Annotated in this window: 26 protein-coding genes; 5 read left to right on the forward strand and 21 right to left on the reverse strand. The window is 70.7% G+C overall.

The window, feature by feature from the left end; genetic code table 11:
- Positions 1-135: 135 nt before the first annotated feature.
- Positions 136-570: a hypothetical protein gene (locus IE97_RS0105365; protein WP_030231926.1), complete on the reverse strand. Its 435-nt coding sequence runs from the start codon at positions 568-570 to the stop codon at positions 136-138.
- A gap of 190 nt (positions 571-760) precedes the next feature.
- On the opposite strand from IE97_RS0105365, the gene IE97_RS0105370 reads away from it, so the two are divergent.
- On the forward strand, positions 761-1,564 hold the full coding sequence (locus IE97_RS0105370; protein WP_030231929.1) for an SAM-dependent methyltransferase: 804 nt from the start codon (positions 761-763) through the stop codon (positions 1,562-1,564).
- 62 nt (positions 1,565-1,626) lie between these two features.
- Here the strand turns inward: IE97_RS0105370 and gatB are convergent, their stop codons facing one another.
- The 10 genes from gatB to IE97_RS0105420 all read right to left on the reverse strand — a co-directional run bounded on the left by gatB (position 1,627) and on the right by IE97_RS0105420 (position 13,367).
- Positions 1,627-3,141, reverse strand: a complete 1,515-nt coding sequence (gene gatB / locus IE97_RS0105375) for an Asp-tRNA(Asn)/Glu-tRNA(Gln) amidotransferase subunit GatB (protein ID WP_030231931.1) — start codon at positions 3,139-3,141, stop codon at positions 1,627-1,629.
- 15 nt (positions 3,142-3,156) lie between these two features.
- Entirely contained in the window at positions 3,157-3,396 is a 240-nt protein-coding gene (locus IE97_RS0105380) for a hypothetical protein (protein ID WP_030231933.1), read from the reverse strand.
- The gene (gatA, locus tag IE97_RS0105385) at positions 3,393-4,886 is read right to left on the reverse strand and encodes an Asp-tRNA(Asn)/Glu-tRNA(Gln) amidotransferase subunit GatA (RefSeq protein ID WP_030231937.1); all 1,494 of its coding nucleotides are present in this window, start codon (positions 4,884-4,886) and stop codon (positions 3,393-3,395) included. The genes IE97_RS0105380 and gatA overlap by 4 nt, the downstream gene beginning before the upstream one ends.
- Before the next feature lie 4 nt (positions 4,887-4,890).
- On the reverse strand, positions 4,891-5,187 hold the full coding sequence (gene gatC / locus IE97_RS0105390; protein ID WP_030231941.1) for an Asp-tRNA(Asn)/Glu-tRNA(Gln) amidotransferase subunit GatC: 297 nt from the start codon (positions 5,185-5,187) through the stop codon (positions 4,891-4,893).
- Between the two features lie 101 nt (positions 5,188-5,288).
- A complete protein-coding gene (locus tag IE97_RS0105395; protein WP_030231944.1) occupies positions 5,289-7,592 on the reverse strand; it encodes a putative bifunctional diguanylate cyclase/phosphodiesterase in 2,304 nt (767 codons plus the stop codon).
- 263 nt (positions 7,593-7,855) lie between these two features.
- Positions 7,856-10,051, reverse strand: a complete 2,196-nt coding sequence (ligA, locus tag IE97_RS0105400) for an NAD-dependent DNA ligase LigA (RefSeq protein ID WP_030231948.1) — start codon at positions 10,049-10,051, stop codon at positions 7,856-7,858.
- Between the two features lie 15 nt (positions 10,052-10,066).
- Complete coding sequence (locus IE97_RS0105405) at positions 10,067-11,074, reverse strand: methionine synthase (protein ID WP_030231952.1); 1,008 nt, start codon at positions 11,072-11,074, stop codon at positions 10,067-10,069.
- Positions 11,075-11,106: 32 nt separating this feature from the next.
- Positions 11,107-11,796: an SDR family oxidoreductase gene (locus IE97_RS0105410; protein WP_030900834.1), complete on the reverse strand. Its 690-nt coding sequence runs from the start codon at positions 11,794-11,796 to the stop codon at positions 11,107-11,109.
- A gap of 231 nt (positions 11,797-12,027) precedes the next feature.
- A complete protein-coding gene (locus IE97_RS0105415) occupies positions 12,028-12,567 on the reverse strand; it encodes a TIGR00730 family Rossman fold protein (protein WP_030231959.1) in 540 nt (179 codons plus the stop codon).
- On the reverse strand, positions 12,564-13,367 hold the full coding sequence (locus IE97_RS0105420; protein WP_030231964.1) for a class I SAM-dependent methyltransferase: 804 nt from the start codon (positions 13,365-13,367) through the stop codon (positions 12,564-12,566). The genes IE97_RS0105415 and IE97_RS0105420 overlap by 4 nt, the downstream gene beginning before the upstream one ends.
- 86 nt (positions 13,368-13,453) lie before the next feature.
- On the opposite strand from IE97_RS0105420, the gene IE97_RS0105425 reads away from it, so the two are divergent.
- Together IE97_RS0105425 and IE97_RS0105430 are read left to right on the forward strand one after the other, a co-directional pair.
- Complete coding sequence (locus tag IE97_RS0105425; protein ID WP_030231968.1) at positions 13,454-13,777, forward strand: DUF427 domain-containing protein; 324 nt, start codon at positions 13,454-13,456, stop codon at positions 13,775-13,777.
- A 61-nt stretch (positions 13,778-13,838) separates the two neighbouring features.
- Entirely contained in the window at positions 13,839-14,621 is a 783-nt protein-coding gene (locus IE97_RS0105430; protein WP_030231970.1) for an alpha/beta fold hydrolase, read from the forward strand.
- 186 nt (positions 14,622-14,807) lie between these two features.
- On the opposite strand, the gene mnmA is transcribed toward IE97_RS0105430, so the two are convergent.
- Positions 14,808-15,944: a tRNA 2-thiouridine(34) synthase MnmA gene (mnmA, locus tag IE97_RS0105435; protein ID WP_030231973.1), complete on the reverse strand. Its 1,137-nt coding sequence runs from the start codon at positions 15,942-15,944 to the stop codon at positions 14,808-14,810.
- Between the two features lie 59 nt (positions 15,945-16,003).
- Here mnmA and IE97_RS0105440 point away from each other — a divergent pair, with 59 nt between their 5' ends.
- Positions 16,004-16,669 (forward strand): N-acetylmuramoyl-L-alanine amidase, encoded by a 666-nt coding sequence (locus IE97_RS0105440; RefSeq protein WP_030231976.1) that lies wholly within the window; start codon positions 16,004-16,006, stop codon positions 16,667-16,669.
- Between the two features lie 119 nt (positions 16,670-16,788).
- Here the strand turns inward: IE97_RS0105440 and IE97_RS0105445 are convergent, their stop codons facing one another.
- The 3 genes from IE97_RS0105445 to IE97_RS41310 form a co-directional block, all read right to left on the reverse strand.
- Complete coding sequence (locus IE97_RS0105445) at positions 16,789-17,958, reverse strand: cysteine desulfurase family protein (protein WP_030231978.1); 1,170 nt, start codon at positions 17,956-17,958, stop codon at positions 16,789-16,791.
- 149 nt (positions 17,959-18,107) lie between these two features.
- Positions 18,108-18,374 carry a hypothetical protein gene (locus IE97_RS0105450; RefSeq protein WP_030231982.1) on the reverse strand — a complete coding sequence of 89 codons (267 nt, stop codon included), beginning with the start codon at positions 18,372-18,374 and terminating at the stop codon, positions 18,108-18,110.
- Positions 18,375-18,411: 37 nt separating this feature from the next.
- Positions 18,412-18,579 (reverse strand): hypothetical protein, encoded by a 168-nt coding sequence (locus tag IE97_RS41310; RefSeq protein ID WP_030231985.1) that lies wholly within the window; start codon positions 18,577-18,579, stop codon positions 18,412-18,414.
- Positions 18,580-18,695: 116 nt separating this feature from the next.
- On the opposite strand from IE97_RS41310, the gene IE97_RS0105460 reads away from it, so the two are divergent.
- The gene (locus IE97_RS0105460; protein ID WP_030231989.1) at positions 18,696-19,334 is read left to right on the forward strand and encodes a TetR family transcriptional regulator; all 639 of its coding nucleotides are present in this window, start codon (positions 18,696-18,698) and stop codon (positions 19,332-19,334) included.
- Positions 19,335-19,449: 115 nt separating this feature from the next.
- Here IE97_RS0105460 and IE97_RS0105465 read toward each other — a convergent pair whose 3' ends face one another.
- The 6 genes from IE97_RS0105465 to IE97_RS0105490 form a co-directional block, all read right to left on the reverse strand.
- The gene (locus tag IE97_RS0105465) at positions 19,450-20,310 is read right to left on the reverse strand and encodes a thioesterase family protein (protein ID WP_030231992.1); all 861 of its coding nucleotides are present in this window, start codon (positions 20,308-20,310) and stop codon (positions 19,450-19,452) included.
- A gap of 44 nt (positions 20,311-20,354) precedes the next feature.
- Positions 20,355-21,029 (reverse strand): trimeric intracellular cation channel family protein, encoded by a 675-nt coding sequence (locus IE97_RS0105470; RefSeq protein ID WP_030231995.1) that lies wholly within the window; start codon positions 21,027-21,029, stop codon positions 20,355-20,357.
- A gap of 191 nt (positions 21,030-21,220) precedes the next feature.
- The gene (locus IE97_RS0105475) at positions 21,221-22,462 is read right to left on the reverse strand and encodes an ABC transporter ATP-binding protein (RefSeq protein WP_051704853.1); all 1,242 of its coding nucleotides are present in this window, start codon (positions 22,460-22,462) and stop codon (positions 21,221-21,223) included.
- Positions 22,463-22,485: 23 nt separating this feature from the next.
- On the reverse strand, positions 22,486-23,583 hold the full coding sequence (locus IE97_RS0105480; RefSeq protein WP_030232002.1) for an ABC transporter ATP-binding protein: 1,098 nt from the start codon (positions 23,581-23,583) through the stop codon (positions 22,486-22,488).
- On the reverse strand, positions 23,580-24,581 hold the full coding sequence (locus IE97_RS0105485) for an ABC transporter permease (protein ID WP_030232005.1): 1,002 nt from the start codon (positions 24,579-24,581) through the stop codon (positions 23,580-23,582). Before IE97_RS0105485 ends, IE97_RS0105480 begins: the two co-directional genes overlap by 4 nt.
- 126 nt (positions 24,582-24,707) lie before the next feature.
- Positions 24,708-26,474, reverse strand: coding sequence for an ABC transporter substrate-binding protein (locus tag IE97_RS0105490; protein ID WP_030232008.1), 1,767 nt, complete (start codon positions 26,472-26,474; stop codon positions 24,708-24,710).
- Positions 26,475-26,504: the final 30 nt, after the last annotated feature.

Here is a 26,504-nt window from a genome sequence, read left to right on the forward strand (position 1 = left end):
TTTCTGGATCTTTGGCCGGGAGCAGTCGTCCATGAACTGAACAGCCCGCAAAGAACGCATGAGCAATGCGGAATCACTCTTGCAGGGGAACGAGATCGTTTGTCGGTTTCGTGGGCTTATTCACAGTGGTCGCGGTCAGTCGAACTGGTCCCCCAGCGCCATCGCCATCACCCCCGCGATCAGCAGCCACAGCGCCCGCCGGGTGCGGCCCCGGGAGCCCAGCACGGCCGCGACAGCACAGACGGCGGCCCCGCCGGCGTACGCGGCCGGGACGAGCGCGGTCGCGGAGCGGGTGAGGCGGAGCAGCGCCGCGGCCAGTCCCGCCAGGGTCAGCAGGACCCCGGTCACGGCAGCCGTCCAGCGGGCTCGTCGCGCGTCCTCTTCCGTGTCGTCGTCTGAGTCAGAAAAGTCGTCGTCTGTCTCAGGAAGATCGACGTCTGACTCAGGAAGATCGACGTCTGACTCAGCAAGATCGGCGTCCGAGTCGGGAAAGTCGGCGTCCGTCTCCACGACCTCGGCGTCTGTCTCCGGTATCTCCGGGCCGGTGTCGGAATCAGCGCGTCCACTCATGGCCGAGACGGTAGCGCGCCGTGAACGGAAACCGGATGCAGGGTGGTGAGACCCCCTGTTAGCGTCCGCTGGTCCGAGGAACGCCCGCGGCACCTCGCCGCCCGGCCGAAGCAGGTGCATTGTTTGACGGTCCGACCGAGCTCCGACGCATCCCCTTTCTTCCCCAAGGACTCAAGGAGCCCGTTCACCGATGCCGGACATCACTTCCCGGACCTCGAACGACCCCCTCACTGACCGCGTGAGCCACCCCGGCTACCCGCGCAGCAACCGCTACGACGCCCGCTGGACCATCGAGAACCAGATGGGCCCGCACGCGCTGTGGCTGCTGGAGTGGCTGGCCCCGGCCCTGGGACTCGACACACTGCGTCCCGGCTCGCGCGTGCTCGACCTGGGCTGCGGACGCGCCATGACGTCGATCTTCCTCGCCAGGGAGTACGACGCTCAGGTCACCGCCGCCGACCTGTGGATCAAGCCCGACGAGAACGCCGCGCGCATCGCGGAGGCGGGCATGGCCGACCGCGTCCTGCCCGTGCTGGCCGAGGCGCACGACCTGCCCTTCGGCGAGAGCAGCTTCGACGCGATCGTCTCCATCGACGCGTACCAGTACTTCGGCACCGATGACCTGTACCTGCCCGAGCTGACGCGGCTGCTGAAGCCCGGCGGGCGGATCGGTGTCGTCGTACCGGCGCTGCGCGAGGAGATCGACGGCGTCGAGCCACCGGAGCACCTGAAGCCGTACTGGGAGCCCGCCTTCTGGTGCTTCCACACGGCAGGCTGGTGGCGGCGTCACTGGATGCGCAGCGGCGCCGTGGAGGTCGAGACGGCCGACTGGCTCGACGACGGCTGGCGGGACTGGCTGCGCTGGTGCGAGGTCGTCGCCGAGGAGCACACGGACGAGTTCCACATCCGGATGGCCGGACAGTGCGCCGAGATGCTGCGCCTGGACCGGGGCGAGACGCTGGGCTTCGTCCGGGTCGTGGGACGCCGACCGTAGGACGCATACGCAGGGGGGATGCACCGGGCTCGGTGCATCCCCCCTGTCGGGTTCCGCGGGGCTCAGCCCTCGCTGACGCCCAGCTTCTCCAGGATCAGCTCCTTGACGCGCGCCGCGTCGGCCTGACCCCGGGTCGCCTTCATGACCGCGCCGACCAGGGCACCGGCCGCCGCCACCTTGCCGCCGCGGATCTTGTCCGCGACACCCGGGTTGCCGGCGATCGCCTCGTCGACGGCCGCCGTCAGCGCGCCCTCGTCGGAGACGACCTTCAGACCGCGCTTGTCGACGACCTCGTCCGGGGTGCCCTCGCCCGCGAGGACACCCTCGATGACCTGACGGGCCAGCTTGTCGTTCAGGTCGCCCTTCGCGACGAGCTCGGTGACCCGGGCGACCTGCTGCGGCGTGATGGCCAGCTCGTCGAGCGCCTTGCCCGACTCGTTGGCGCTGCGGGCCAGCTCGCCCATCCACCACTTGCGGGCGGAGGCGGCGTCGGCCCCGGCCTCGATGGTGGCGACGATCGGCTCCAGCGCTCCGGCATTGAGGATCGCCTGCATGTCGGTGGCCGAGACGCCCCACTCCTCGCGGAGTCGGTTGCGGCGGACCAGCGGCAGCTCGGGCAGCCCGGCCCGCAGCTCCTCGACCCACTCACGGGACGGGGCCACCGGGACGAGGTCGGGCTCCGGGAAGTACCGGTAGTCCTCGGCCTCCTCCTTCACGCGGCCCGAGGTCGTCGACCCCGTGTCCTCGTGGAAATGCCGGGTCTCCTGCACGATGGTGCCGCCGGAGGAGAGCACGGCCGCGTGCCGCTGGATCTCGAAGCGGGCCGCGCGCTCGACGGACCGCAGCGAGTTGACGTTCTTCGTCTCGGAACGCGTGCCGAACTTCTCGGTGCCGTTCGGGCGCAGCGACAGGTTCACGTCGCAGCGCATCTGGCCCATCTCCATCCGGGCCTCGGAGACGCCGAGCGCCCGGATGACCTCGCGCAGCTCACGGACGTAGGCCCGCGCGACCTCGGGGGCACGCTCGCCCGCGCCCTCGATCGGCTTGGTGACGATCTCGATGAGCGGGATGCCGGCGCGGTTGTAGTCGAGCAGGGAGTGGGACGCGCCGTGGATACGGCCGGTGGCGCCGCCGACGTGCGTCGACTTGCCGGTGTCCTCCTCCATGTGGGCGCGCTCGATCTCCACGCGGAAGGTCTCGCCGTCCTCCAGCTGCACGTCGAGGTAGCCGTTGAAGGCGATCGGCTCGTCGTACTGGGAGGTCTGGAAGTTCTTCGGCATGTCCGGATAGAAGTAGTTCTTCCGGGCGAAGCGGCACCACTCGGCGATCTCGCAGTTCAGCGCGAGGCCGATCTTGATGGCGGACTCGACACCGGTCGCGTTGACGACCGGCAGCGCGCCGGGCAGGCCGAGGCAGACCGGGCAGGTCTGCGTGTTGGCGTCCTGGCCGAGGGCGGTCGAACAGCCGCAGAACATCTTGGTCTTGGTGCCGAGTTCGACATGGACCTCGAGGCCCATGACGGGGTCGTACGACGCGAGTGCGTCCTCGTACGACACCAGGTCGGTCGTGGTGGTCACGGTGAAACTTCCCTCTCAGCCCAGCAGGACGTCGTCGTCGCCCAGCCGCTTCAGCTCGCGGTAGAGAATGGCCAGGTTGGTGACGACGGCCGCGCCGGTCACGACGGCGTCGATCAGCCGCAGCGTGTCGTTGTCTCCGCGGGCCTTCTTGATCTGCTTGTAGACACCGACGGCGCCGAACGCCGACGTGGCCATCGACACGTACAGGCCGGACTTGGAGTTCTTGAAGCCCTTGGCCTTGGACAGTGCGCTCACAGCGACGGAGCCTCCTCGATCAGCGGGTGGCCCCACTTTTCCACGAAGGCGGCCTCGACGGCGGCACCCACCTTGTAGAGGCGGTCGTCCTTCATGACGGGGGCGATGATCTGCAGGCCGACCGGGAGGTTGTCCTCCGGGGCGAGACCGCACGGCAGCGACATGGCCGCGTTGCCCGCCAGGTTGGTCGGGATGGTGCACAGGTCGGCGAGGTACATCGCCATCGGGTCGTCGGCGCGCTCGCCGATCGCGAAGGCGGTGGTCGGGGTCGTCGGGGAGACGATGACGTCGACCTGCTCGAACGCCTTGTCGAAGTCCTGCTTGATGAGCGTGCGGACCTTCTGGGCGCTGCCGTAGTAGGCGTCGTAGTAGCCGGAGCTCAGCGCGTACGTGCCGAGCATGATGCGGCGCTTGACCTCGGGGCCGAAGCCGGCCTCGCGGGTGAGGGAGGTGACCTCCTCCGCCGAGTGGCTGCCGTCGTCGCCGGTCCGCAGGCCGTAGCGCAGGCCGTCGAAGCGGGCGAGGTTGGAGGAGCACTCGGAGGGCGCGATCAGGTAGTACGCCGACAGCGCCAGGTCGAAGGACGGGCAGTCCAGCTCGACGATCTCGGCGCCCAGTTCCTTGAGCAGCTCGACGGACTCGTCGAACCGCTGGATGACGCCGGCCTGGTAGCCCTCGCCGCGGAACTGCTTGACGACGCCGACGCGCATGCCCTCGACGCTGCCGTTGCGGGCGGCCTCGACGACCGCCGGGACGGGCTCGTCGATGGAGGTGGAGTCCATCGGGTCGTGTCCGGCGATCACCTCGTGCAGCAGGGCCGCGTCCAGGACCGTGCGCGCGCAGGGGCCGCCCTGGTCGAGGGAGGAGGAGAACGCCACCATGCCGTAGCGGGAGACCGCGCCGTACGTCGGCTTCACCCCGACCGTGCCGGTGACGGCGGCGGGCTGGCGGATGGAGCCGCCGGTGTCGGTGCCGATGGCGAGCGGGGCCATGTGCGCGGCCAGTGCGGCGGAGGAGCCGCCTCCGGAGCCGCCGGGGATCTTCGTCAGGTCCCAGGGGTTGCCGGTCGGGCCGTAGGCGCTGTTCTCGGTGGAGGACCCCATGGCGAACTCGTCCATGTTGGTCTTGCCGAGGATCACGACGTCGGCGGCCTTGAGCCGCTGGGTGACGGTCGCGTCGTACGGCGGGATCCAGCCCTCGAGGATCTTCGAACCGACGGTCGTGGGCACGCCCTCGGTGGTGAAGATGTCCTTCAGCGCCAGGGGCACACCGGCCAGCGGGCCGAGCTTCTCCCCGTTGGCGCGCTTCTCGTCGACGGCTCGGGCCTGGGCGAGGGCGCCCTCGCGGTCGACGTGCAGGAAGGCGTGCACCTTCTCGTCGACGGCCTCGATGCGGGCGAGGTGGGCCTCGGTGACCTCGACGGCCGTCAGCTCGCCGGAGGCGATCTTCGCGGCGGTCTCGGCGGCGGTGAGCTTGATGATGTCCGTCACGTTCTTAGTCCTCCCCCAGGATCTGCGGCACCTTGAAACGCTGCTGCTCCTGGGCCGGGGCGCCGGAGAGCGCCTGCTCGGGGGTGAGCGAGGGACGGACCTCGTCCGGGCGCATGACGTTCGTCAGCGGGAGCGGGTGCGAGGTCGGCGGTACGTCTTGGTCGGCGACCTCGCTGACGCGGGCGACCGCGCCGATGATGTCGTCCAGCTGTCCCGCGAAGTGTTCGAGCTCTTCGGGCTTCAGCTCCAGACGCGCCAGCCGGGCGAGGTGGGCGACCTCCTCGCGCGTGATGCCAGGCATGCAGCGATCCTCTGGGGGTGAGTGAATGTGGTTTGGCCCAATCCTATGGGTCGGGAGGCCGTGCCCGTGAAACGGTTTGCCGGACCCCGGTGCTCCCGGCTCTAGCCGATCCGGCCCGAGTCGTCCGCCGTCGCCGCCGGGAGGGCCGCCCGGGGGCGCTGCCAGCCGCGGGATCCCCGGGCGCGGAGCCATGCCGTGGTCTCGTCGGGGGGCATCGCGGCGGCGACCAGCCAGCCCTGGACGGCGTCGCAGCCGAGGTCGCGCAGGCGTTCCCAGGTCTCGTCGTCCTCGACGCCCTCGGCGACGACGAGCAGGCCGAGGGAGTGCGCGAGGTCGACCGTGCAGCGCACGATCTCGGCGTCCTCGGTGTCGACCGCGAGCCGGGCGACGAACGAACGGTCGATCTTCAGCTCGCTGACCGGGAGCCGGCGCAGGTGCACGAGCGAGGAGTAGCCCGTGCCGAAGTCGTCCAGGGACATCTTGACGCCGTGCCCGGTCAGCGCGTTGAGGGTGTCGGCGGCGCGCTGCGGGTCCTCCAGGAGGACGTGTTCCGTGATCTCGAGTTGGAGCGCTCCCGCGGGCACGCCGTGCCGGGCCAGCCGGGCTGCGACCGAGCCCGCGAAGCCGGGGATGTGGACGTCGCGCGGGGAGACGTTGACCGCGACCGGGACGAACAGTCCCTGGGACCGCCAGCGCGCGACCTGGGCGAGGGCGGTCTCCAGGACGTACTCGGTGAGATGGGGCATCAGCCCGGAGGACTCGGCGATCGCTATGAACTCGTCCGGCGGCACCTTGCCCCGCTCGGGGTGGACCCAGCGGACCAGGGCCTCCAGGCCGGCGACCTGACCGTCGAAGCGGACCTTCGGCTGGTAGTGCAGCTCGACCTCGTGGGCGTCCAGCGCCCGGCGCAGGTCGCCCAGCAGGCCGAGCCGGTCCGGAGTGTTGGAGTCGCGCTTGGACTCGTAGACCTCGACACCCGTACGGTCCCGCTTCGCCTGGTACATCGCCACGTCCGCCCGCCGCAGCAGCCCTTCGGCGTCGAGGGCGTGGTCGGGGAAGACGGCGACCCCGGCGCTGGCCTCCAGGACGAGGGTGAGGCCGTCGAGGTCGAGCGGTGAGCTGAGCGCGGAGACGAGGTTGCGGGCGACCCGGGTCGCGGAGGTCGTGGAGTCGGCGACGGGCAGTAAGACCGCGAACTCGTCCCCGCCGAGCCGCGCCGCCTCCGCCCCGCGCGGCAGCGCCACGCGCAGCCGGTCGGCGATCTGCAACAGCAGCCGGTCACCGGCCAGATGGCCGAGGGTGTCGTTGACCGACCGGAAACGGTCGAGGTCGATCAGCATCAGGGCGGCGCGGGCGTCGATGCGCTCGGCGTCGTCCAGCGCGGTCCAGATGCGCTCCTGCAGCCACTGACGGTTGGGCAGCCCGGTCAGCGGGTCGCGCAGTTGTTCCTCAGCGCGGGCCCGGGCGATCCAGAGCGTGGAGTCCAGTGCGATGAGCGGGATGGAGAACAGGGGCAGCAGGATCGGTTTGGCCACGGCCACCACGCACACCAGCGGCGCGATGCCCAGCAGCGCCACCGCCACCAGGCCCTGCCGGACCAGGGCGGTGCGGGCGACGGTGGGCAGGCCCGGGCGCGGGGCGTGCAGGTACCAGAGCAGGACGCGGGAGACGGCGAGGTAGGCGGCGGCGACCAGGGCCACCTGGGGGGCCGTGTAGAGCGTCCAGGTGTCCGGGTCCGCCGGGGACTCGACGGACGGGACGGAGCCGAAGGCGCCCAGCACCAGGGCGCCGGCGCCGATGCCGAGGAGGTCGACCGCGCCGTGCAGGACGCCCTGGCGCCAGCGGTGGCGGCGGGCCACTCCGACCAGCACGACGACCGTGAGGCTGACCATGCCGGCCGGCACCCAGCCGTACAGCAGCAGCACGGCGAGGGTGAGGGCGGCGCCCGAGCCGGTGCCGCCCCACCAGCGGGAGCGGCCGAGCATGACCAGGTGGCCGACGATGATGCCGGTCAGCACGGCCAGCGCCCAGCCGGCCCGGCCGGCCGGGAAGAGCGCGTGGCCGCCGGTGAAGGCGCGGTAGAAGCCGGCGCCCAGGACGAACCCGGCCGCCGCGACGACCGCCGCGGGCAGCGCGGGCCAGGACTGGTGCCGTTCGGCGCCGGCACCCTGGTCCGTGCCCGTCAGCAGTCCAGGGGCGTGTTCGGTGACCGGCTGGGCGGCACCGCGGCCGTCCGCGGCGGCACGCCCCCCGACGCGCCCGTCCGCGGTGTACTGTCCGACGGCGCGCACCTCCACGCCCGGACGCCCCGCCGGCCGTCCGGTCCCACGGACTGCCCGCCATGCGACCGCCACGCGGCGCAGGCGCAGCCGTGAGCCCGGCACGGCGCTCTCGGTCGGTTCCATTCCCGTCCCTCTCACAGCCGGCGGTGCCCACGCCACGCGGCCCGGTGCCCGACAACCTTCAACGGCCCGCGTTGGAAATCCAATCCCTTCCCCGTGCTCCGCGCGAGCACGAAGATGCCCCGACCGCAGCTGGGCACGGCAGGCGCACATCTCAACAGTAGGCCGCAGAAGGCGTTTACGGGCGGCGGTCGCCGACGGTTGCCCGAATGCGTCCCGGCCACCCGTATGCATCTGGTATGCGCCGAACGGGTGGCCTTCAACCGCTACTCCTCGGCCGAAAGGGCGACTTCGGCTGCCGCGTCCGGGCCCTGCTCCAGCAGGACCCCGAAGCCCTCCTCGTTCAGGACCGGCACCTTCAGCTGCATCGCCTTGTCGTATTTCGATCCGGGGCTGTCACCCACAACGACGAATGACGTCTTCTTCGAAACCGAGCCGGTGACCTTCGCTCCGCGGCTCTGCAGCGCCTCCTTGGCGCCGTCCCGTGTGAAGTGTTCGAGGGTGCCGGTGACGACCACGGTGAGGCCTTCGAGCGGGCGCGGTCCCTCGTCCTCGCCGGTGCTCTCCGCCTCCATGCGGACGCCCGCGGCCTTCCACTTACGGATGATCTCGCGGTGCCAGTCCTCGGCGAACCACTGCTTGAGGGAGGCGGCGATGGTCGGGCCGACGCCCTCGGTGACCGCCAGTTCCTCCTCCGTGGCCTGTTCGATGCGCTCGATCGAGCGGAACTCGCGGGCCAGGGCCTCGGCCGCGACCGGCCCGACGTGACGGATCGACAGGCTGGTGATGATCCGGGCGAGCGGGCGCTGCTTGGCCGCCGCGATGTTCTCCAGCATGGCAAGCGCGTTCTTGCGGGGCTCGCCCTGCTGGTTCGCGAAGATCGTGGCGACCTTCTCCTCGCCGGTCCTGGGGTCGCGCTTGGGCAGGCCGCTGTCCGGGTCGAGGACGTACGCCTTGATGGGCAGCAACTGCTCGATGGTGAGGTCGAACAGGTCGCCCTCGTCCACCAGCGGCGGGTCCTTCGGCTCCAGCGGCGCGGTGAGAGCGGCGGCGGCGACGTAGCCGAAGTGCTCGATGTCCAGCGCCTTGCGGCCCGCGAGGTAGAACAGACGCTCGCGCAACTGGGCGGGACAAGTACGGGCGTTGGGGCAGCGCAGGTCGACGTCGCCCTCCTTCATCGGCCTGAGCGGGGTACCGCACTCGGGGCACTCGCTCGGCATCACGAACTCGCGCTCGCTGCCGTCGCGCAGGTCGGCGACCGGCCCGAGGATCTCCGGGATGACGTCACCGGCCTTGCGCAGCACCACCGTGTCACCGATGAGGACGCCCTTGGCCTTGACCACGTCCTGGTTGTGCAGCGTGGCGAACTCGACCTCGGAGCCGGCGACCGTGACCGGCTCGACCTGGGCGTACGGCGTGACCCGGCCCGTGCGGCCCACGCCCACGCGGATGTTGACGAGCTTGGTGTTGACCTCCTCCGGCGCGTACTTGTACGCGATCGCCCAGCGCGGGGCGCGCGAGGTGGAGCCGAGGCGGCCCTGGAGCGGGATCTCGTCGAGCTTGACGACGACACCGTCGATCTCGTGCTCCACGGAGTGGCGGTTCTCGCCGTAGTGGGCGATGAACTCCCGTACGCCTTCCAGTCCGTCGACCACCCTGTTGTGCCGGGAGGTGGGCAGGCCCCAGGTCTTCAGCAGGTCGTACGCCTGGGAGAGGCGGGTCAGGCCGGTGTAGCCCTCCAGGGCGCCGATGCCGTGCACCACCATGTGCAGGGGGCGGGTGGCGGTGACGCGCGGGTCCTTCTGGCGCAGTGAACCGGCCGCCGCGTTGCGCGGGTTGGCGAAGGGCTTGTCGCCGGCCTCGACGAGCCGGGCGTTGAGCTCCTGGAACTTCTCCATCGGGAAGTAGACCTCGCCGCGGATCTCCACGAGGTCCGGGACGCGGTCGCCCTCGAGGCGCTCCGGGATCTCGGCGATCGTCCGGACGTTCGGCGTGATGTCCTCGCCGGTGCGGCCGTCGCCGCGGGTCGCCGCGCGGGTGAGGCGGCCGTGCTCGTAGGTGAGGTTCACGGCGAGGCCGTCGACCTTCAGCTCGCACAGGAAGTGGTACTCCTGCTCGCCCAGTTCCCTGGCGATGCGCTCCGTCCAGGCGGCCATCTCCTCGTCGTTGAACGTGTTGTCGAGGGAGAGCATGCGCTGGCGGTGCTCGACCGCCGTGAACTCCGTCTCGTACGACCCGGACACCTTCTGGGTCGGCGAGTCCGGGGTGCGCAGCTCCGGGTGCTCCTCCTCCAGCGCCTCCAGGGAACGCAGCAGCTGGTCGAACTCCGCGTCGCTGACGACGGGAGCGTCCTTCACGTAGTAGCGGAAGCGGTGCTCCTCGATCTGCTCCGCGAGGCGCGCGTGCTTCTCCCGTGCCTCGGCGGGCACCGTCGTCGTCTCCGCTTGCTTGTCGCCGGCCACCGTGTCGTCCTCCCGTTACTCTGGGTTGTCCGCGAGGGATCTCGCCGCCCGGACGCAGTGGGCGAGCGCGGTGCGCGCGTAACTCGGAGATACCCCCGCGAGTCCGCACGCCGGAGTGAGCGTGACCGCCTCCGCGAGAAGCCCCGGTGACAGCCCCAGCCTGCGCCACAGCGTCCTGACACCCATGACGCTACCGGCAGGGTCTGACAATGGGCCCTCCGTGCCCGGGACAACACCGGCGAAGAGCCGGGTCCCCGCCTCCACCGCCTCACCGATCACCTCGTCGTCACGCTCGGTGAGCAGGGAGAAGTCGAACGAGACGGCCGCCGCGCCCGCCCGCCGCAGCAGGGCGAAGGGGACGTCCGGGGCACAGGAGTGGACGACGACCGGGCCGTCCCCGTGCACGCCGACGACATCGCGGAGTGTCTGCTCGACGATCTGCCGGTCGACGGCCCGATGGGTCCGGTAGCCGCTGGCGGTTTTCACCTGGCCGCGCAGGACGGGGGTGAGGGACGGCTCGTCGAGCTGGAGGACGAGCTGTGCGCCCGGGACGCGCCGCCGCACCTCGGCGAGATGCAGACGCAGCCCCTCGGCGAGGGAGGCGGCCAGGTCACGGCAGGCGCCGGCGTCGGAGAGGGCCGCCTCGCCGTTCCTCAGCTCCAGGTTGGCGGCGAGGGTCCAGGGCCCGACGGCCTGGACCTTCAACGGCCCCCCGTACTCCTGCGTGAACTCCTCCAGCGCGTCGAGGTCCTCGCCGAGCCAGGAACGGGCCCGCTTGGTGTCCCGCCCCGGCCGGTCGCCGAGCCGCCAGCCGCTGGGCTCCACGCGCGCGTACAGCTCGACGAGCATCCCGGCGGTCCGGCCGATCATGTCCGCTCCGGGTCCCCGGGCGGGCAGTTCGGGCAGGAAGGGGAAGTCCTCGAAGGTTCCGGTGACGGTCTTGGCGGCTTCTCGGGCGTCGCCGCCCGGCATGGAGCCCACACCGGTGGCGGCGCCGAACCTGAACTGGCTGTTTTCGCTCACCCGCAGAAGCCTACGCAGCGGCTCGGCCCGGGTCAGTTCCCAGGTCGCACCGTCAGGTCGTTGACCTCCGCGTCCCTCGGCAGGTCCAGGGCCATCAGGATCGCCGTGGCCACGGACTCCGGGTCGATCCACTTCGAGGCGTCGTACTCCTTGCCCTCCTGCTGGTGGACCTTGGCCTGCATGGGGCTCGCCGTGCGGCCGGGGTAGACCGAGGTGACGCGGACGCCGTTGCCGTGCTCCTCGTGGCGCAGGGAGTCGGCCAGGGCCTTCAGGCCGTGCTTGGACGCGGCGTACGCGGACCAGCCGGCGTGGGCGTTGAGGCCGGCACCGGAGTTGACGAAGATCACGTGGCCTCGGGCGGCGCGCAGCTGGGGCAGGAAGTGGCGGGTCAGCTCGGCGGGGGCGACGAGGTTGACGTTGAGCTGGTGGCGCCAGGACTTCGGGGTGAGCTCGCCGACCGGGCCGAGGTCGACGACCCCGGCGATGTGCAGCAGCGAGTCCACGCGGTCGGGCAGCGGCTGGTGGGAGAACGCCCAGGAGAGCTTGTCGGGGTCCGACAGGTCGCCGACCAGCGTCTTCGCCCCGGGGAACTCGGCCGCCAGCTCCTTCGCGCGGCCGGCGTCGCGCGCGTGCAGCACGAGGTCGTCCCCCCGGGCGTGAAGACGGCGGGCCACGGCCGCGCCGATGCCGGAGCCCGCCCCGGTGATCACATGAGTAGCCATGCCCGCCATGCTCGCATCAGAGCCAGGGGTCTTGTGATGGATCTCCGCGGGAGAAGGAGCGGCGTTCGGTGCGTGCGATCGGCGTGCGGTGCGGAGGGCCATGTGGCGGAGCCACCTGGCCCTTCGCGCCGTGCGGCATGGGGGTCCCCCCTGCTCGAGCGAAGCCGAGAGCTTGGGGGAGTGCGTGCCGGGCGTCGCGACGCTGCGGAGATCCATCACAAGACCCCAAGGTCACTCGATGCCCTGGCTCTCCTCCAGATACGCCAGCGCCCCCACCGGCTCCTCCGCGAAGAACACCAGGTCGGTGAGCGGGCGGGGCAGGAACCCCTCGTCCTCCATGCGGCGGAACTGCTCCTTCAGGCCGTCGTAGAACCCGGCGGTGTTGAGCAGGACCACCGGCTTGTCCGTGTGGCCGTGCTTCTTCAGCTCCAGGATCTCGGTCGCCTCGTCGAGCGTGCCGGTCCCGCCCACCATGATCACCACGGCGTCGGCCTTCTCCAGGAGGAGCCTCTTGCGCTCGGCCAGGTCCTTCGCGACGACCATCTCGTCGACGCCGGGGCGGGCCTTCGCCGAGAGGAACTGCACGGAGACGCCGACGAGCCGGCCGCCCGCCTCCTGCACGCCGTCGGCGACGACCTTCATCAGGCCGACGTCCGAGCCGCCCCACACGAGCGTGTGGCCGCCCTTGCCCAGCAGCGTGGCGAATTCCCGCGCGGGAGTGGTGTAGCGCTCGTCGAGATCGGCGGCGGAGAGGAAGACACAGATGTTCATGGCCCCACCGTACGGGCCCGGTCGGCGGCCACGGTCACGCGCATCTTGGACTGCCGGTGCGGCAGCCGCTCCCAGTCGTCCATGAACCGGGCGTCCAGGCCGTGCCGGGCGGCGAGTCCGGTCAGCGTCTCCGTGCGGTAGTAGAAGTCCTCGCGCAGCACCTGGTGCTCCTCGCCCTCGGTGCGGTCGAAGGTGAAGTCGAAGAACCCGCCGGGCGCGAGGATCCTGCCGACGTGGGCGAAGCACTCCTCGATGACGTGCGGCGGGGAGTGGGAGAAGACGCTGTGCGCGTGCACGACGTCGAAGTGCGCGTCGGGCAGGAAGGCGAAGGTGAGGTCGTCGGCGAGCGCCAGGTACGGCAGCTTGGGCTGCAGTTTCTCGGCGACGAGGGTGTCCTGGGCGGCGAGCAGGATGTGCGGCGAGATGTCGATGCCGTAGTAGTGGGCGGTGTCGAGGTAGTCGATGAACAGCCGTCCGGCGCGCAGGTTGCCGCAGCCGATCTCCAGCATGCGGTGGTGCGGCTGGAGACCGTGCCCCACCAGGTAGTCGAACTGCATGCGCCCGATCCGCGCCCACGCCTCGCGCGACGGGTTGTGTCCCACCGCCGCCTCCGCGCTGCGCGCCGCGTCGGAGGCCATCACGGCGCGGTAGTACGCGATGTGGTCCCGGTACCGCAGCCGCAGCCAGGCGTCCCGCGCCGCGCGCCGGGCGTGCGCGGGTATGCGCCCCGGGTGGCGCAGGGCGTACCGGACCTGGTGGGCCAGGCTGCTGCGGTTCCTTGCCGGTTCCGTGGCTCGCATGAGGGCCTCCTGCGGCGAGGGCGTGGGAAGAACTCCGCTTCAGCCTGCGCTGTATCCAGGGAGTCGGCTACCCAAGGAGGGCGATCGTGACGAACGGGCATCGCATCACCATCGAGCGGAGCGGCCGGTCCGTGCGCGTGGTGCACGGCGGGCAGGTGCTGGCGGAGAGCGACCGGCCCCTGGTCCTGCGCGAGACGGGCTGCCCCGAGCGCTACTACATCCCGGCCGAGGACGTGCGCCTCGACCTGCTGACACCCTCCGGCACGCGCACGTACTGCCCGTTCAAGGGCACCGCGTCCTACTGGTCACTGCCTGACGCCCCGGACCTCGTCTGGGCGTATCCGGACCCGAAACCGGACGTCGCGGAGATCAAGGACCACCTCTGCTTCTACCAGGTGGAATTGTCGTGATCGGCTGACGCGCGGCCCGCCTCATCGATGAACACCGCGCGGTGCGGCAGTCTGCACTGACATGGACAAGAAGATCCTTTCACGCGACGGCACCCGCATCGCCTACGAGAGCACCGGCCGGGGCCCCGCGGTCGTCCTGGTGAGCGGCGCGATGTCGACGGGCGGCACCCTGGCGCCCTTGGCCGTGTCCCTGTCGGAGCGTTTCCAGGCCGTCGTCTACGACCGCCGGGGCCGCGGCGCCAGCGGGGACACGGCGCCCTACGCCGTGGAGCGCGAGGTCGAGGACCTGGCCGCGGTGATCGACGCGGTGGGCGGCGAGGCGTCCCTGTACGGCACCTCGTCGGGCGGGGCGCTTGCCCTGGAGGCGGCGGCGAGCGGCCTGCCGGTGCGGCGCGTGGCGGTGTACGAGGCGCCGTTCGCGATGTCCGACGAGGGTGCGGAGGAGCGCGCGGAGTACACCCGGCGTCTTACGGAGGCCCTCGGTGAGGGGCGGCGCGGGGACGCGGTCGAGCTGTTCCTGCGGCTGACCGGCCTGTCCGAGGCAGTCATCAAGGGCGCCCGCCAGTCCCCCCTGTGGGCCGGCATGGAGGCGATCGCCCCGAGCCTCGCCTACGACGACGCGGTGATGGGCGACGGCCGTGTGCCCCGCGCCCGGCTGGCCTCGGTCGGTTGCCCCGTCCTGGCGGTCGCGGGCGACGCCAGCCCGTCCTGGCTCCGGGAGGCGGCCAGAGCGATCGCGGACTCGGTCCCCGAGGGCGCCTACCGCACGCTCCAGGGCCAGACGCACATGGTGGAGCCGAATGTGCTGGCGCCGGTGCTGGCGGAGTTCTTCGGCCGTGGTTGAGCGCGGTGGCGCGGTGTCATCTCACCGCGCCCCGCCACAGGTCCGGTTCCTCTTCCGCGAAGCGGCGCTCGCGCTCGTCAGCGTCCGGCAGTGCCCGCCGGACCAGCTCGCGGAACGCGCCACCGTGCCCAGGCACCCGCAGATGTGCAGGCGGCGGTGTTCGAGGTTGTCGTTCACCGCCGTGTGTCAGACCGCCGAGGTGGCCTGCTTGGCGCGGACCGTCGACGCGATCGTCGCCGACCCCACCACCCGCGTGCCGTCGTACAGCACGATCGCCTGGCCGGGGGCGACGCCGCGGACCGGCTCGGTGAAGGTGACCTCCAGGGAGCCGTCGACCAGCTCGGCGGTGACCTCGGTCTCGCCGCCGTGGGCGCGCAGCTGGGCCGTGTAGGTGCCGGGGCCGGCGGGGGCGGTGCCGCACCAGCGGGGCTTGATCGCGGTCAGGGCGGTGACGTCCAGGGCGGAGGCCGGGCCGACGGTCACGGTGTTGTCCACCGGCGAGATGTCGAGGACGTAGCGCGGCTTGCCGTCGGGGGCCGGGGTGCCGATGCGCAGGCCCTTGCGCTGGCCGATGGTGAAGCCGTACGCGCCCTCGTGGGTGCCGAGCTTCGCTCCCGACTCGTCGACGATGTCACCCTCCGCCTTGCCGAGCCGGTTCGCCAGGAAGCCCTGGGTGTCGCCGTCGGCGATGAAGCAGATGTCGTGCGAGTCGGGCTTCTTGGCCACCGCCAGGCCCCGGCGCTCGGCCTCCGCGCGGATCTCGTCCTTGGTGGTGACCGTGTCGCCGAGCGGGAAGAGCGCGTGCGCCAGCTGCTTCTCGTCCAGCACGCCGAGGACGTACGACTGGTCCTTGGCCATGTCGGAGGCGCGGTGCAGCTCGCGCGTGCCGTCCTCGTGGACGATCACCTTCGCGTAGTGGCCCGTGCAGACCGCGTCGAAGCCCAGCGCGAGCGCCTTGTCCAGCAGCGCGGCGAACTTGATCTTCTCGTTGCAGCGCAGGCAGGGGTTGGGTGTGCGCCCGGCCTCGTACTCGGCGACGAAGTCCTCGACGACGTCCTCGCGGAACCGGTCGGCGAGGTCCCACACGTAGAAGGGGATGCCGATGACGTCGGCGGCGCGGCGGGCGTCGCGCGAGTCCTCGATGGTGCAGCAGCCCCGCGCGCCCGTGCGGAAGGACTGGGGGTTGGCGGAGAGCGCGAGGTGGACGCCGGTCACGTCGTGGCCCGCCTCGGCCGCGCGGGCGGCGGCGACGGCCGAGTCGACTCCGCCGGACATGGCGGCCAGGACGCGGAGGGGACGGGAGCGCTGCGGGGTGTCAGTCATAGCCCCTCCAGGGTACGGGGCGCGGGAACCAGCGCCCGCGGGTAACCGTTGACGATCACATGGGACAGCGGAAGGCTCCGAGGGACGGCGACCGGAAGGTCGGGCGACGCGCGTTGCTGATCGGCGGGGCGGCGGCAGCGGCGGGCACGGCCGTGCTGGCCCGGGACGAGCTCGCGCGTCTGTGGTGGCGGGCTCCCGGCGTGGAGAAGCCGCGCAAGGAGGGCGAGGTCGACTTCGCGGGCGCGCGCTGGGTGGCGGCGTCGGACGCGAACTGGCGCCGCGCGGACCGGCCCGACGACTACGGCATAGACATGGTGATCATCCATGTCACACAGGGCAGCTTCGACAGCGCGGTGAAGGCCTTCCAGGACCCGGGGCACAGGGCGGCCGCGCACTACATCGTCCGCCAGGACGGGCACGTCGCACAGATGATCCGCGAGCTGGACGTGGCGTACCACGCGGGCAACCGCGACTACAACGAGCGCAGTGTCGGCATCGAGCACGAGGGCTTCGTGGACCGTCCGCAGGACCTCACGGACGAGATGTACGAGGCCTCCGCCCGTCTCACGGCCCGGATCTGCGCGCGGTACGGCATACCCGTGGACCGCGAGCACATCATCGGCCATGTGGAGGTCCCGGGCACGGACCACACGGACCCCGGGCCGCACTGGGACTGGGACAGGTACATGCGGCTGGTGCGGGAGGCGCGTACGACCCCGGCCTGATTCCGGCCGGGCCGCGTCAGGGGGTTTCTGATGGATCTCCGTGGAGGAAGGAGCGGCGTTCGGTGCGTGCTCTCGGCGTGCCGGGCGTCGCGACGCCGCGGAGATCCATCAGAAGCCCCCTAGGTGAGCCCGGCCGCCCTGGCCCGTTCCACCGCCGGCCCGATGGCCTTCGCCAGCGCCTCGACGTCGGCCTCGGTGGAGGTGTGGCCGAGGGAGAAGCGGAGGGTGCCCCGGGCCAGGTCCGGGTCGGTGCCGGTGGCGAGGAGGACATGGCTGGGCTGTGCGACGCCGGCGGTGCAGGCGGAGCCGGTGGAGCACTCGATGCCCTGGGCGTCGAGCAGGAGCAGCAGGGAGTCGCCCTCGCAGCCGGGGAAGGTGAAGTGCGCGTTGGCGGGGAGGCGGCCCTCCGGGTCCGGGTCGCCGCCGAGGATCGCGTCCGGCACCGCCGCACGGACGGCGGTGACGAGGGCGTCGCGCAGGGCGCCGATCTCGCGGGCGAACCACTCGCGCTGCTCGGCGGCCAGCCGCCCGGCGACCGCGAAGGAGGCGATGGCGGGCACGTCGAGGGTGCCGGAGCGCACATGCCGCTCCTGGCCGCCGCCGTGCAGGACGGGCACGGGGGTGTGTTCGCGGCCGAGGACCAGGGCGCCGATGCCGTACGGCCCGCCGATCTTGTGGCCGGTCACCGTCATGGCGGCGAGGCCGGAGGCGGCGAAGTCCACGGGGATCTGGCCGAAGGCCTGGACGGCGTCCGAGTGCAGGGGGACCCCGAATTCGGCGGCTGTGTCGGCGAGTTCGCGGACCGGCAGGATCGTCCCGATCTCGTTGTTGGCCCACATGACGGTGGCGAACGCCACGTCGTCGGGGTTGCGGGCGATCGCCTCGCGCAGGGTGTCCGGGTGGACGCGGCCGTGGGTGTCGACCGGCAGGTACTCGACGGTGGCGCCCTCGTGTTCGCCGAGCCAGTGCACGGCGTCGAGGACCGCGTGGTGCTCGACGGGGCTGGCGAGGACACGGGTGCGGGCCGGGTCGGCGTCGCGGCGTGACCAGTAGAGGCCCTTGACGGCGAGGTTGTCGGCCTCCGTGCCGCCCGAGGTGAAGACCACCTCGCTGGGGCGTGCGCCGAGGGCTTCGGCGAGGGTCTCGCGGGCCTCCTCGACGGTACGGCGGGCCTGCCGGCCGGATGCGTGGAGGGAGGAGGCGTTGCCGGTGGCACCCAGGTGGGCGGTGAGCGCCTCTGCCGCCTCCGGGAGCATCGGGGTCGTCGCGGCGTGGTCGAGGTAAGCCATGGTGAGCCCGATTCTACGGCTCCCCTTCGAGCGGCCTCAGAGCAAGGTTGGCCGAATCCGAAGGGAGCTGAACCGCTTGCCGGGGCGGCTGCGACCCGTTGCCCCCGGGCCGGCCGCGGCTCGTCGGCGGGCGGTTGCCCGACGACGGCTCAGAAGCTCCAGGAGGGCGTGCTGTCCGCCTGCATGAAAGCCACGAGGACCACGAGGTCGGCGACGCCCAGGCCAAGACCCAGATACGCGCGGCCGCGGCGCTTGGTGCCGCGCCACAGGGCGATGCTCGCCAGCACGATGGCGACCGGGCCGAGGAAGATGTTGAGGACGAGGAGGCCGAGCAGGCCGAGGACGAAGGACGCGACGGCCATGCCGTCGGCGTCGCGGATACCGGTGCGGCGTGTGGCAGGTGCGGTGAGCTGCATGGTGATCTGCTCCCGGTGTCGGGTCGGCGGTGGGTGGTCAGTGGGCCCGCGTGTGGCGCCGGCGACCGTGGCGCTCGCGGAGCGCGAAGATGCCGAGCCAGACGGCGATGACGGCACCGGCGGCGACGGAGAAGGTGAGCGGGGCGTGGGCGACGGCGCCCAGGACCACGCCCAGCAAGAGCAGCGCGGCGACGAGGAACAGCATGGAGAACAACCCCCAGGATTTCGGTGAACGATTGTGGTAACACTTGTTCACTGACTTCCCAGTCTAACGCCTCCCATGACTTTCCTATTCCAGAGAACAGTTGTTAACTGCATGGTATGAGTCACACCCTCGGCACCCGGCAGGCCCAGAAGCAGAAGACCCGGCAGGCGCTCCTGGACGCGGCCCTGGAGCTGCTGGAGGAGCAGAGCCTGAGCAGCCTCGGGCTGCGCGAGGTCACCCGCGCCGTCGGTGTCGCCCCGACCGCCTTCTACCGCCACTTCCGCTCCACGGCGGATCTGGGCGTGGCCCTGGTCGAGGAGGCGCTGGGCAGCCTGCACCCGATGATCCGGACGACGGTGTCCACGACGGGTGACCAGGAGGAACGCGTCACACGAGCCATCGAGCTGATCGCCCGTCACGTCGACGGGTACCCCGCCCATGTCCGGTTCATCGCCCGTGAACGACATGGCGGAGTTCAGCCGGTACGAGAGGCGATACGCGGCCAGCTGACCCGGTTCGCCCAGGAGGTCAAGGACGCACTGGCCCAGGACCCGGCGTCGGAGGGCTGGTCCGAGGACGACCTGCTGATGCTGGCGCACCTCTACGTCGACCAGATGCTGATCACCGCGTCGCTCTTCCTGGAGGCCCTGGAGGGTCCGGAGGAGGAACGCGAGGAGCGGACCCGGCAGGTCACGCGGGTGGCGACCCGTCAGATGCGGCTGATCGGGCTCGGTCGCCACCACTGGCTGGACTGACCGTCCGCCGGAAACGCCAGGGGCGGCGCGCCCGTTTCCACGAGCGCGCCGCCCGGAGCCCCACCGGGCATCCCCGAAAGGCGCCCTGGACCCGCCCTGTCAGCGAGGCAGAGATTCAGGCCAGCCGGGCCCGCGCCAGTTGCCGGGACTGGGCCACCAGCCGGCCGGCGCTGTCCCACACCTCGGCGTCCTCCTCGAGGAAGCCGCCGGCGAGGTTGCGCGTGATGATCGACACGCGCAACGGCCCCGGGGCCGGCCGGCAGCGCACGTGCACGGTCAGCTCGACGGTGGGCACCCAGCCCTTCAGCCCGAGTTCGAAGGCGGTGGGCGGCAGGGCGTCCACCGCCAGCAGCAGCGAGAACGGGTCGTGGTCGCGGCCGTCCGCGAGGCCGAACCAGGCCCGCATCTCCCCCTTGCCGGACGGTTGACCGAGGGCCCAGCCCAGCGTCGACGGGTCGAGCTTGAGCATCAGACGGTCGGTGATGGCCGAGCTTCCGGGTACGGGGGCGGGCGCGTCCTGGGGGCCGAAGCACTGGTCCATCGGCGGTATGGCGGGCGGCTCGGCGGTGGTACGGACGTCGTCGGGCAGGGCGTCCAGGTCGCCGTAGGAGGCGAGGACGCGGATGCGTTCGACCTCGCGACCCTCGTCGTCGTACTGGAAGAGCGAGGCCTGGCCGGTCGACAGGGTCCGGCCGGTGCGGACGACGTCCGTGCGGACGACCGCCGGGCCGGGCTGGGACGCGGTCAGGTAGTGCGCCGAGACGGTGAAGGGGTCGGCGTGCGGCAGGGCGTCCGCCAGGGCACGACCCAGGACGGCCAGCAGATAGCCGCCGTTGACGGCGCTGATGATCGTCCAGCCGGCGGAGAGGTCGATGTCGTAGACGCCGTGCGCGCGGCGGGTGACCGCGGTGTCACGGTCGAACTCGCTGTCGCCGATCGTGGCCCGGACGGCCGGGGCAGTGGCTGCTTCTGGCATGGCTGAACATTACAAGAACTAACTACTAAGCGGTAGCTTTGCCTTCACGGCCGGGTGGGCTGCTCCTCCTCGCTCACCATCGACCGCCGGTGCCACGCGCGCGGAGCCCGCCAGTGGTACCGCATCGCGAGCAGGCGCAGCACGAAGCCGGTGATCACCGCGAGAGCGCTGGTGAACGGGTTCAGGGCGTCGTAGCGGATGCACAGGGCGACCATGGCGGAGCCGACGATCGCCGGGACCGCGTACAGGTCACGGTCCCAGCGCAGCAGTGAGGGCACCTCGTTGGCGAGGACGTCCCGCAGTACTCCCCCGCCCACGGCGGTGGTCAGGCCCAGGCCGGCCGAAGCGGTCAGGCCGAGCCCGTACTCGTACGCCTTGATCGTGCCGGCGACGCAGAACAGGCCGAGTCCGGCCGCGTCGAAGACGTTCACGGCGACCTGGATGCGCTCCACCTGCGGGTGCAGGAAGAAGACGAGGAGGGTGGCGAGCAGCGGGGTGAGGAAGTAGCCCAGGTCCGTGAAGGCGGCGGGCGGTACCGCCCCGATGACCAGGTCCCGGAAGAGTCCGCCGCCCAGCGCGGTGACCTCGGCGAGGACGGCCATGCCGAACACGTCGAAGTTCTTGCGCACGGCCAGCAGGGCGCCGGAGATCGCGAAGACGAAGATGCCGATCAGGTCGAGCGTGTGCTGGACGGACGGACTGAAGAGTTGCTGGAGCACCCGGACATCCTCGCGCACCGTTCCCGAGGACTGAGCGGAGGTGGGTCTCGCTGTCAGGCCTCATGCCCGGCCGTCCGTGCCCGGGGGTGGCAGGCGGTGCGCCCCCCACGCCAGGGGGCCGCGGCACGCACATGCCGGACAGGCGGGAGCCCTCCCGCCTGTCCGGCATGTGCGTGGGGTCAGCCCGGCGGTCAGGCCGGCTTGTCCTCCGATGCCGGTCCGCCCGTTTCCTCCGGTGTGCCGACGCCCGGGGAAGCCTCGCCGGCGGGCTCCTCCCCGACTTCGCCGGCCAGCGCCGCCGACGTCTCCGCCGACTCGGCGAGCACCGCGTCCGGTACCAGTTCCCCCGCGTCCTTCGCGGCGGAGAGGAGGACCGTGTCCTGCGGGGCCTGGTCCTCGAAGTTCTCCGGGTGGTGGCAGGCCACCCGCTGGCCCGGCTTCAGCTCCAGCAGCGGCGGCTCGGTGGTCCGGCAGATCTCCGTCGCCTTCCAGCACCGGGTGTGGAAGCGGCAGCCGCTCGGCGGGCTGATCGGCGAGGGCACGTCGCCGCGGAGAAGGATGCGCTCGCTCTTGGCGGTCCGGCGCTTGGGGTCGGGGATCGGCACGGCCGACATCAGTGCCTTGGTGTACGGGTGCATCGGCGCCTTGTAGAGCGCGTCCCGGTCGGCGAGCTCCACGATCTTGCCGAGGTACATCACCGCGATGCGGTCCGAGACGTGGCGCACCACGGACAGGTCGTGCGCGATGATCACGTAGGTCAGACCGAGCTCCTGCTGGAGGTCGTCCAGCAGGTTCACGACCTGCGCCTGGATCGACACGTCGAGCGCCGAGACGGGCTCGTCCGCGACGACCAGCTTCGGTTTGAGCGCGAGGGCACGGGCGATGCCGATCCGCTGGCGCTGACCGCCGGAGAACTCGTGCGGATAGCGGTTGTAGTGCTCGGGATTGAGGCCGACGACCGACAGCAGCCGCTGCACCTCCTTCTTGATGCCGCCCTCGGGGGTGACCTTCTGGAGGCGGAAGGGGGCGCCGATGATGGTGCCGATGGTGTGGCGCGGGTTCAGCGACGAGTACGGGTCCTGGAAGATCATCTGCACGTCGCGGCGGAGCGGGCGCATGCCCCCGACGCCGAGGTGTGTGATGTCCCTGCCCTCGAACTCGACCGTGCCGGCGGTCGGTTCCAGTAGCCGGGTGATCAGCCGGCCCATGGTCGACTTGCCGCAGCCCGACTCGCCCACGACGCCGAGGGTTTCACCTGCGCGCACCTCGAAGTCGAGTCCGTCGACAGCGCGGACGGCGCCGGTCTGCCGCTTGAGCAGACCCTCGCGGATCGGGAAGTGCTTCTGCAGCCCGGTGACCTTCAGCAGGATCTCGCCGGGGGCCGGGTCCTTCTCGGTCAGGGTCGCACCGTCCGCCTGTGCGGGGATGCTCACTGCCTTGTCCTCTGCTTTGTCGCTCACAGCTTCGGCGCAATCTCTTCGGTCCAGATCCGCTCCCGCTGCTCCTGCGTCATGTGGCAGGCGGCCCAGTGGCGGCCGCCGACCTCGGTCAGCTCGGGGCGGACCGTGCGGGTGACGTTGTCCTTCGGGAGGTCCGCGTAGGGGCAACGCGGGTTGAAGGCGCAGCCGGACGGGATGTTGATCAGCGAGGGCGGGGAGCCCTTGACCGGGATGAGCCGGTCCTGCTGGTCGCGGTCCAGGCGTGGCATCGAGCCGAGCAGGCCCCAGGTGTAGGGGTGGCGCGGCTCGTAGAACACCTTCTCCGCGGGACCGCGCTCCACGCACCGGCCGCCGTACATCACCAGGAGGTCGTCGGAGAGTTCGGCGACGACGCCCAGGTCGTGCGTGATGATGATGACCGCGGAGCCGAACTCCTTCTGCAGGTCCCGGATGAGGTCGAGGATCTGTGCCTGGACCGTCACGTCGAGGGCGGTCGTCGGCTCGTCCGCGATGAGCAGTTCGGGGTTGTTGACCAGCGACATCGCGATCATCGCGCGCTGGCGCATACCGCCGGAGAACTCGTGCGGATAGTTGTCGACCCGCTTGTCCGGCTGGGGGATGCCGACCCGGTCGAGCATCTCCACGGCTCGGCGCTTGGCGGTCTTCTTGTCCACGTCGTGGTGGATGCGGTACGCCTCCACGATCTGCTGGCCGATCGTGTAGTACGGGTGCAGCGCGGACAGCGGGTCCTGGAAGATCATCGCCATCTCGCGGCCGCGCAGCTTGCGCACGTGGTCCGGGTCGGCGGACAGCAGCTCGGTGCCGTCCAGCCAGATCTCGCCGGAGATCCGCGCCCTGCGCTTGCCGTACTGGCCGGCGGTGTGCAGGCCCATGATGCCGAGCGAGGTGACCGACTTGCCGGAGCCGGACTCGCCCACGATGCCGAGGGTCTTGCCCTTCTCCAGCGAGAAGCTGAGCCCGTCGACGGACTTGACCAGGCCGTCGTCGGTCGGGAAGTGCACCTTGAGGTCGCGCACTTCGAGGAAGGCGGAGGGGGCGGGCCCGGCGGAGACGGGTTCCCCGACGGCCGCTCCCGTCTTGTTCAGGTCGGTCATCCCAGCCTCACTCGCGGGTCGATGACGGCGTACAGAAGGTCCACGACGAGGTTGGCGACGGCGATCGCGAGGGCCGCGAACAGGGTCACGCCGAGGATCACCGGAAGGTCCTTGCTGCTGATGGCCTGGACCGCGGCGAGCCCGAGGCCCGGCAGGTTGAACGTCGACTCGGTGAGCACGGCGCCGCCGAGCAGCACACCGATGTCGAGGCCGAACACGGTCAGGATCGGCGTCATCGCCGAACGCAGGGCGTGCCGGGTGATGACGACCCGTTCACCGAGACCCTTGGCGCGGGCGGTGCGGATGTAGTCCTCGCCGAGCACCTCCAGCATGGTGGCACGGGTGAGACGGGCGTACATCGCGGCGTTCAGCAGGGCGAGCACGATCCACGGCAGCAGCAGGGTCTCGAACCAGACGCCGATGGGGTCGTCGGTGCTCAGGTTGTCCTCGATCTTCACCCAGCCCAGGCTGTGCACGAAGATGCCCATCGCGACCATGCCGGTGAAGAAGATCGGCAGGGAGACACCGCCGAGGGCGGCGATCATCGCGCCGCGGTCCCAGATGGTGCCCCGCTTGAGCGCGGAGACCACACCGGTGGCGACACCTCCGGCCAGCCACAGCACGCACGCGCCGGCGGCGAGGGCGGCGGTGACGGGCAGCGCGTCCTTGAGGGTGTTCCACACCGGCTCCTCCGTGACGAAGGAGTAGCCGAAGCAGGGGGCCGGGCAGTGCGTCACGTCCTCGCCGTTGGCGAAGTCGCGTCCCAGGGGGATGCCCTTGACGAAGTCCCAGAACTGCAGGAGCAGCGGATCGTCGAGGCCCAGCTTGGTCCGGATTCCCTCGACCTGCTCGGCTCCTGTGGCCTTGCCGGCGAAGAGGACGGCGATGTCCTGTCCCGCCCACCTGGGCAGCATGTAGAAGACGGTGAAGGTCGCGAGCAGTACGACCAGCACCATGATGACGACGGCGATCAGGCGCCGGATGAGATAAGCAAGCACTGTGCGCGGCCCGGCGGCGGCCGGAACCCCCGCGAGGGGTTCCGGCCGCCGCCCGGGGCCATCACCTGCCCTTCGGACTGGCGGGTTTCGGCGGCGAGGGAACGGTCGGCTACGGCAGTTCGGCGGTTACTTCGTGACGCCGAGCATGACGTAGTCGTAGCGGCCGTTGTACGCGGCGGACGAGTAGACGTTCGTCAGCCGGGGGCTGCGCCAGGAGATGTTCTTCTCGTAGATGAAGGGCATCCAGTCGGCGTTGTCGATCAGGCGCTTGTTCATGTTCTCGTAGATCGCCTTGGACTTGGCCGGGTCCGTCGACGCGATCGCGTCGTCGAACATCTTGTCGATCTCCGGGTCCTTGATCTGCGACTCGTTGTAGTTGCCGTTCGGGAAGATGAAGCGGCTGTCGAACAGCGGCTGCGCGTAACCCTGGCCGGTCGGGAAGTCCGGGCCCCAGCCGGTCATGGTCATGCCGTAGCCGCGCTCCTTCACGACCTTCGGCGAACCGCTGATGCTGGAGGACTGGGCACCGTCGATCGGGTCGACCTCGATCTTGATGCCCACCTTGGCGAGCTGCTCCTGCAGAGCCTCGGCGGCGTCGACCTCGGCCGGCTGGTTGGTCCGGGCGGTGATCTTGGTGGAGAAGCCGCCCGGCTTGCCGCACTCCTTCAGCGCCTCCTTGGCCTTCGCGATGTCCGGCTTGCCCTTGCGGGCGAGGACGCCGTACGGGTCGTAGTCGGTGTAGCCGGGGATCGTCTTCGGGAAGACGGAGTTGGCGATCTCACCACCGGCGACCTCGCCACCGCGGACCTGCTGCAGACCGGCGAAGTCCGTGGCGTAGAAGACGGCCTTGCGGCAGTTGACGTTGTCGAACGGCTTGGCGGTGTGGACGAGGGCCACGTACCGGACGAACGACGTCTGGATGTTGTCGATGTTCGCCTTGTGGTCCTGCGTGGCGGTGACGCGGCCCGACTGGGTCATGCCGGTGCCGTTGACGTCGAGGTCGTAGTCACCTTCCATCAGCCGCTTGTCGTTCTCCTCCAGGTTGGCGGAGATCGTCACGGTGATCTTGTCCGGAAGGGCCGGGCGGATCGGGTCCGAGGACTTCTTCCAGTTGGTGTTGCGGACCAGGGTGAGGCCCTTGCCCGCCTTGTAGGACTCGACCTTGTACGGGCCGGAGGAGAAGGGCTTGTTGGTGTACTTGGCGCCGGTGTCCGCGCTCTGCTTCACCGGGGCGCCGGTGGGCATCGCCAGGAACTGCTCGAAGTCACCGTTGGGCTTGGGCAGCTTGAAGACGATGGTCTTGTCGTCCGGCGTCTCGATGGCCTTCAGACCCAGCTTGTCCTTGGACTTGTCCTTGTACGGGCCCGGGTATTCGCCCTTGGGGTCCAGCGTCTGCTTGATGTACGCGGGACCGCCGGTGATGGTGTCCGTCGCCCAGATGCGCTCGATGCCGTACTTGATGTCCTTGGAGGTCAGCGCGGAGCCGTCCTCCCAGGTCAGTCCGTCACGCAGCTTGTACGTGTAGGTCTTGCCGTCGGTGGAGACCTCGGCGGGGCCGGTGGCGAGGTCACCGACCAGCTTGTTGGACGCCTCGCCCGGCTTGGTGTCGTACGTGACCAGGGTGCGGGTGAAGAACCGCATGAAGTCCCAGGTCATGCCGTAGTAGGTGCGCTGCGGGTCCAGGGAGTCGAAGTCCTGCTTGCCTATGAACTTCAGCGTCCCACCCTTCTTGGTGGAGGCGTTGACGACCTTGTCGAGCGCCGCGTTGTATCCCGCGCCCTCGTCCTTGCCGTTGTCGCTGTCACCGCCGCCGCACGCCGTGGTGGTCACCAGCGCCGCGACTACGAGGGCCGCACCGGCAGCAAGCCGTCGCTTCGGGGAAGCTGTGGACATTTTCTCGTAACCTCCGAGATTCGCGGTCCC

The sequence above is a fragment of the Streptomyces sp. NRRL S-455 genome, from assembly GCF_000717875.1.
Lineage (GTDB): Bacteria > Actinomycetota > Actinomycetes > Streptomycetales > Streptomycetaceae > Streptomyces.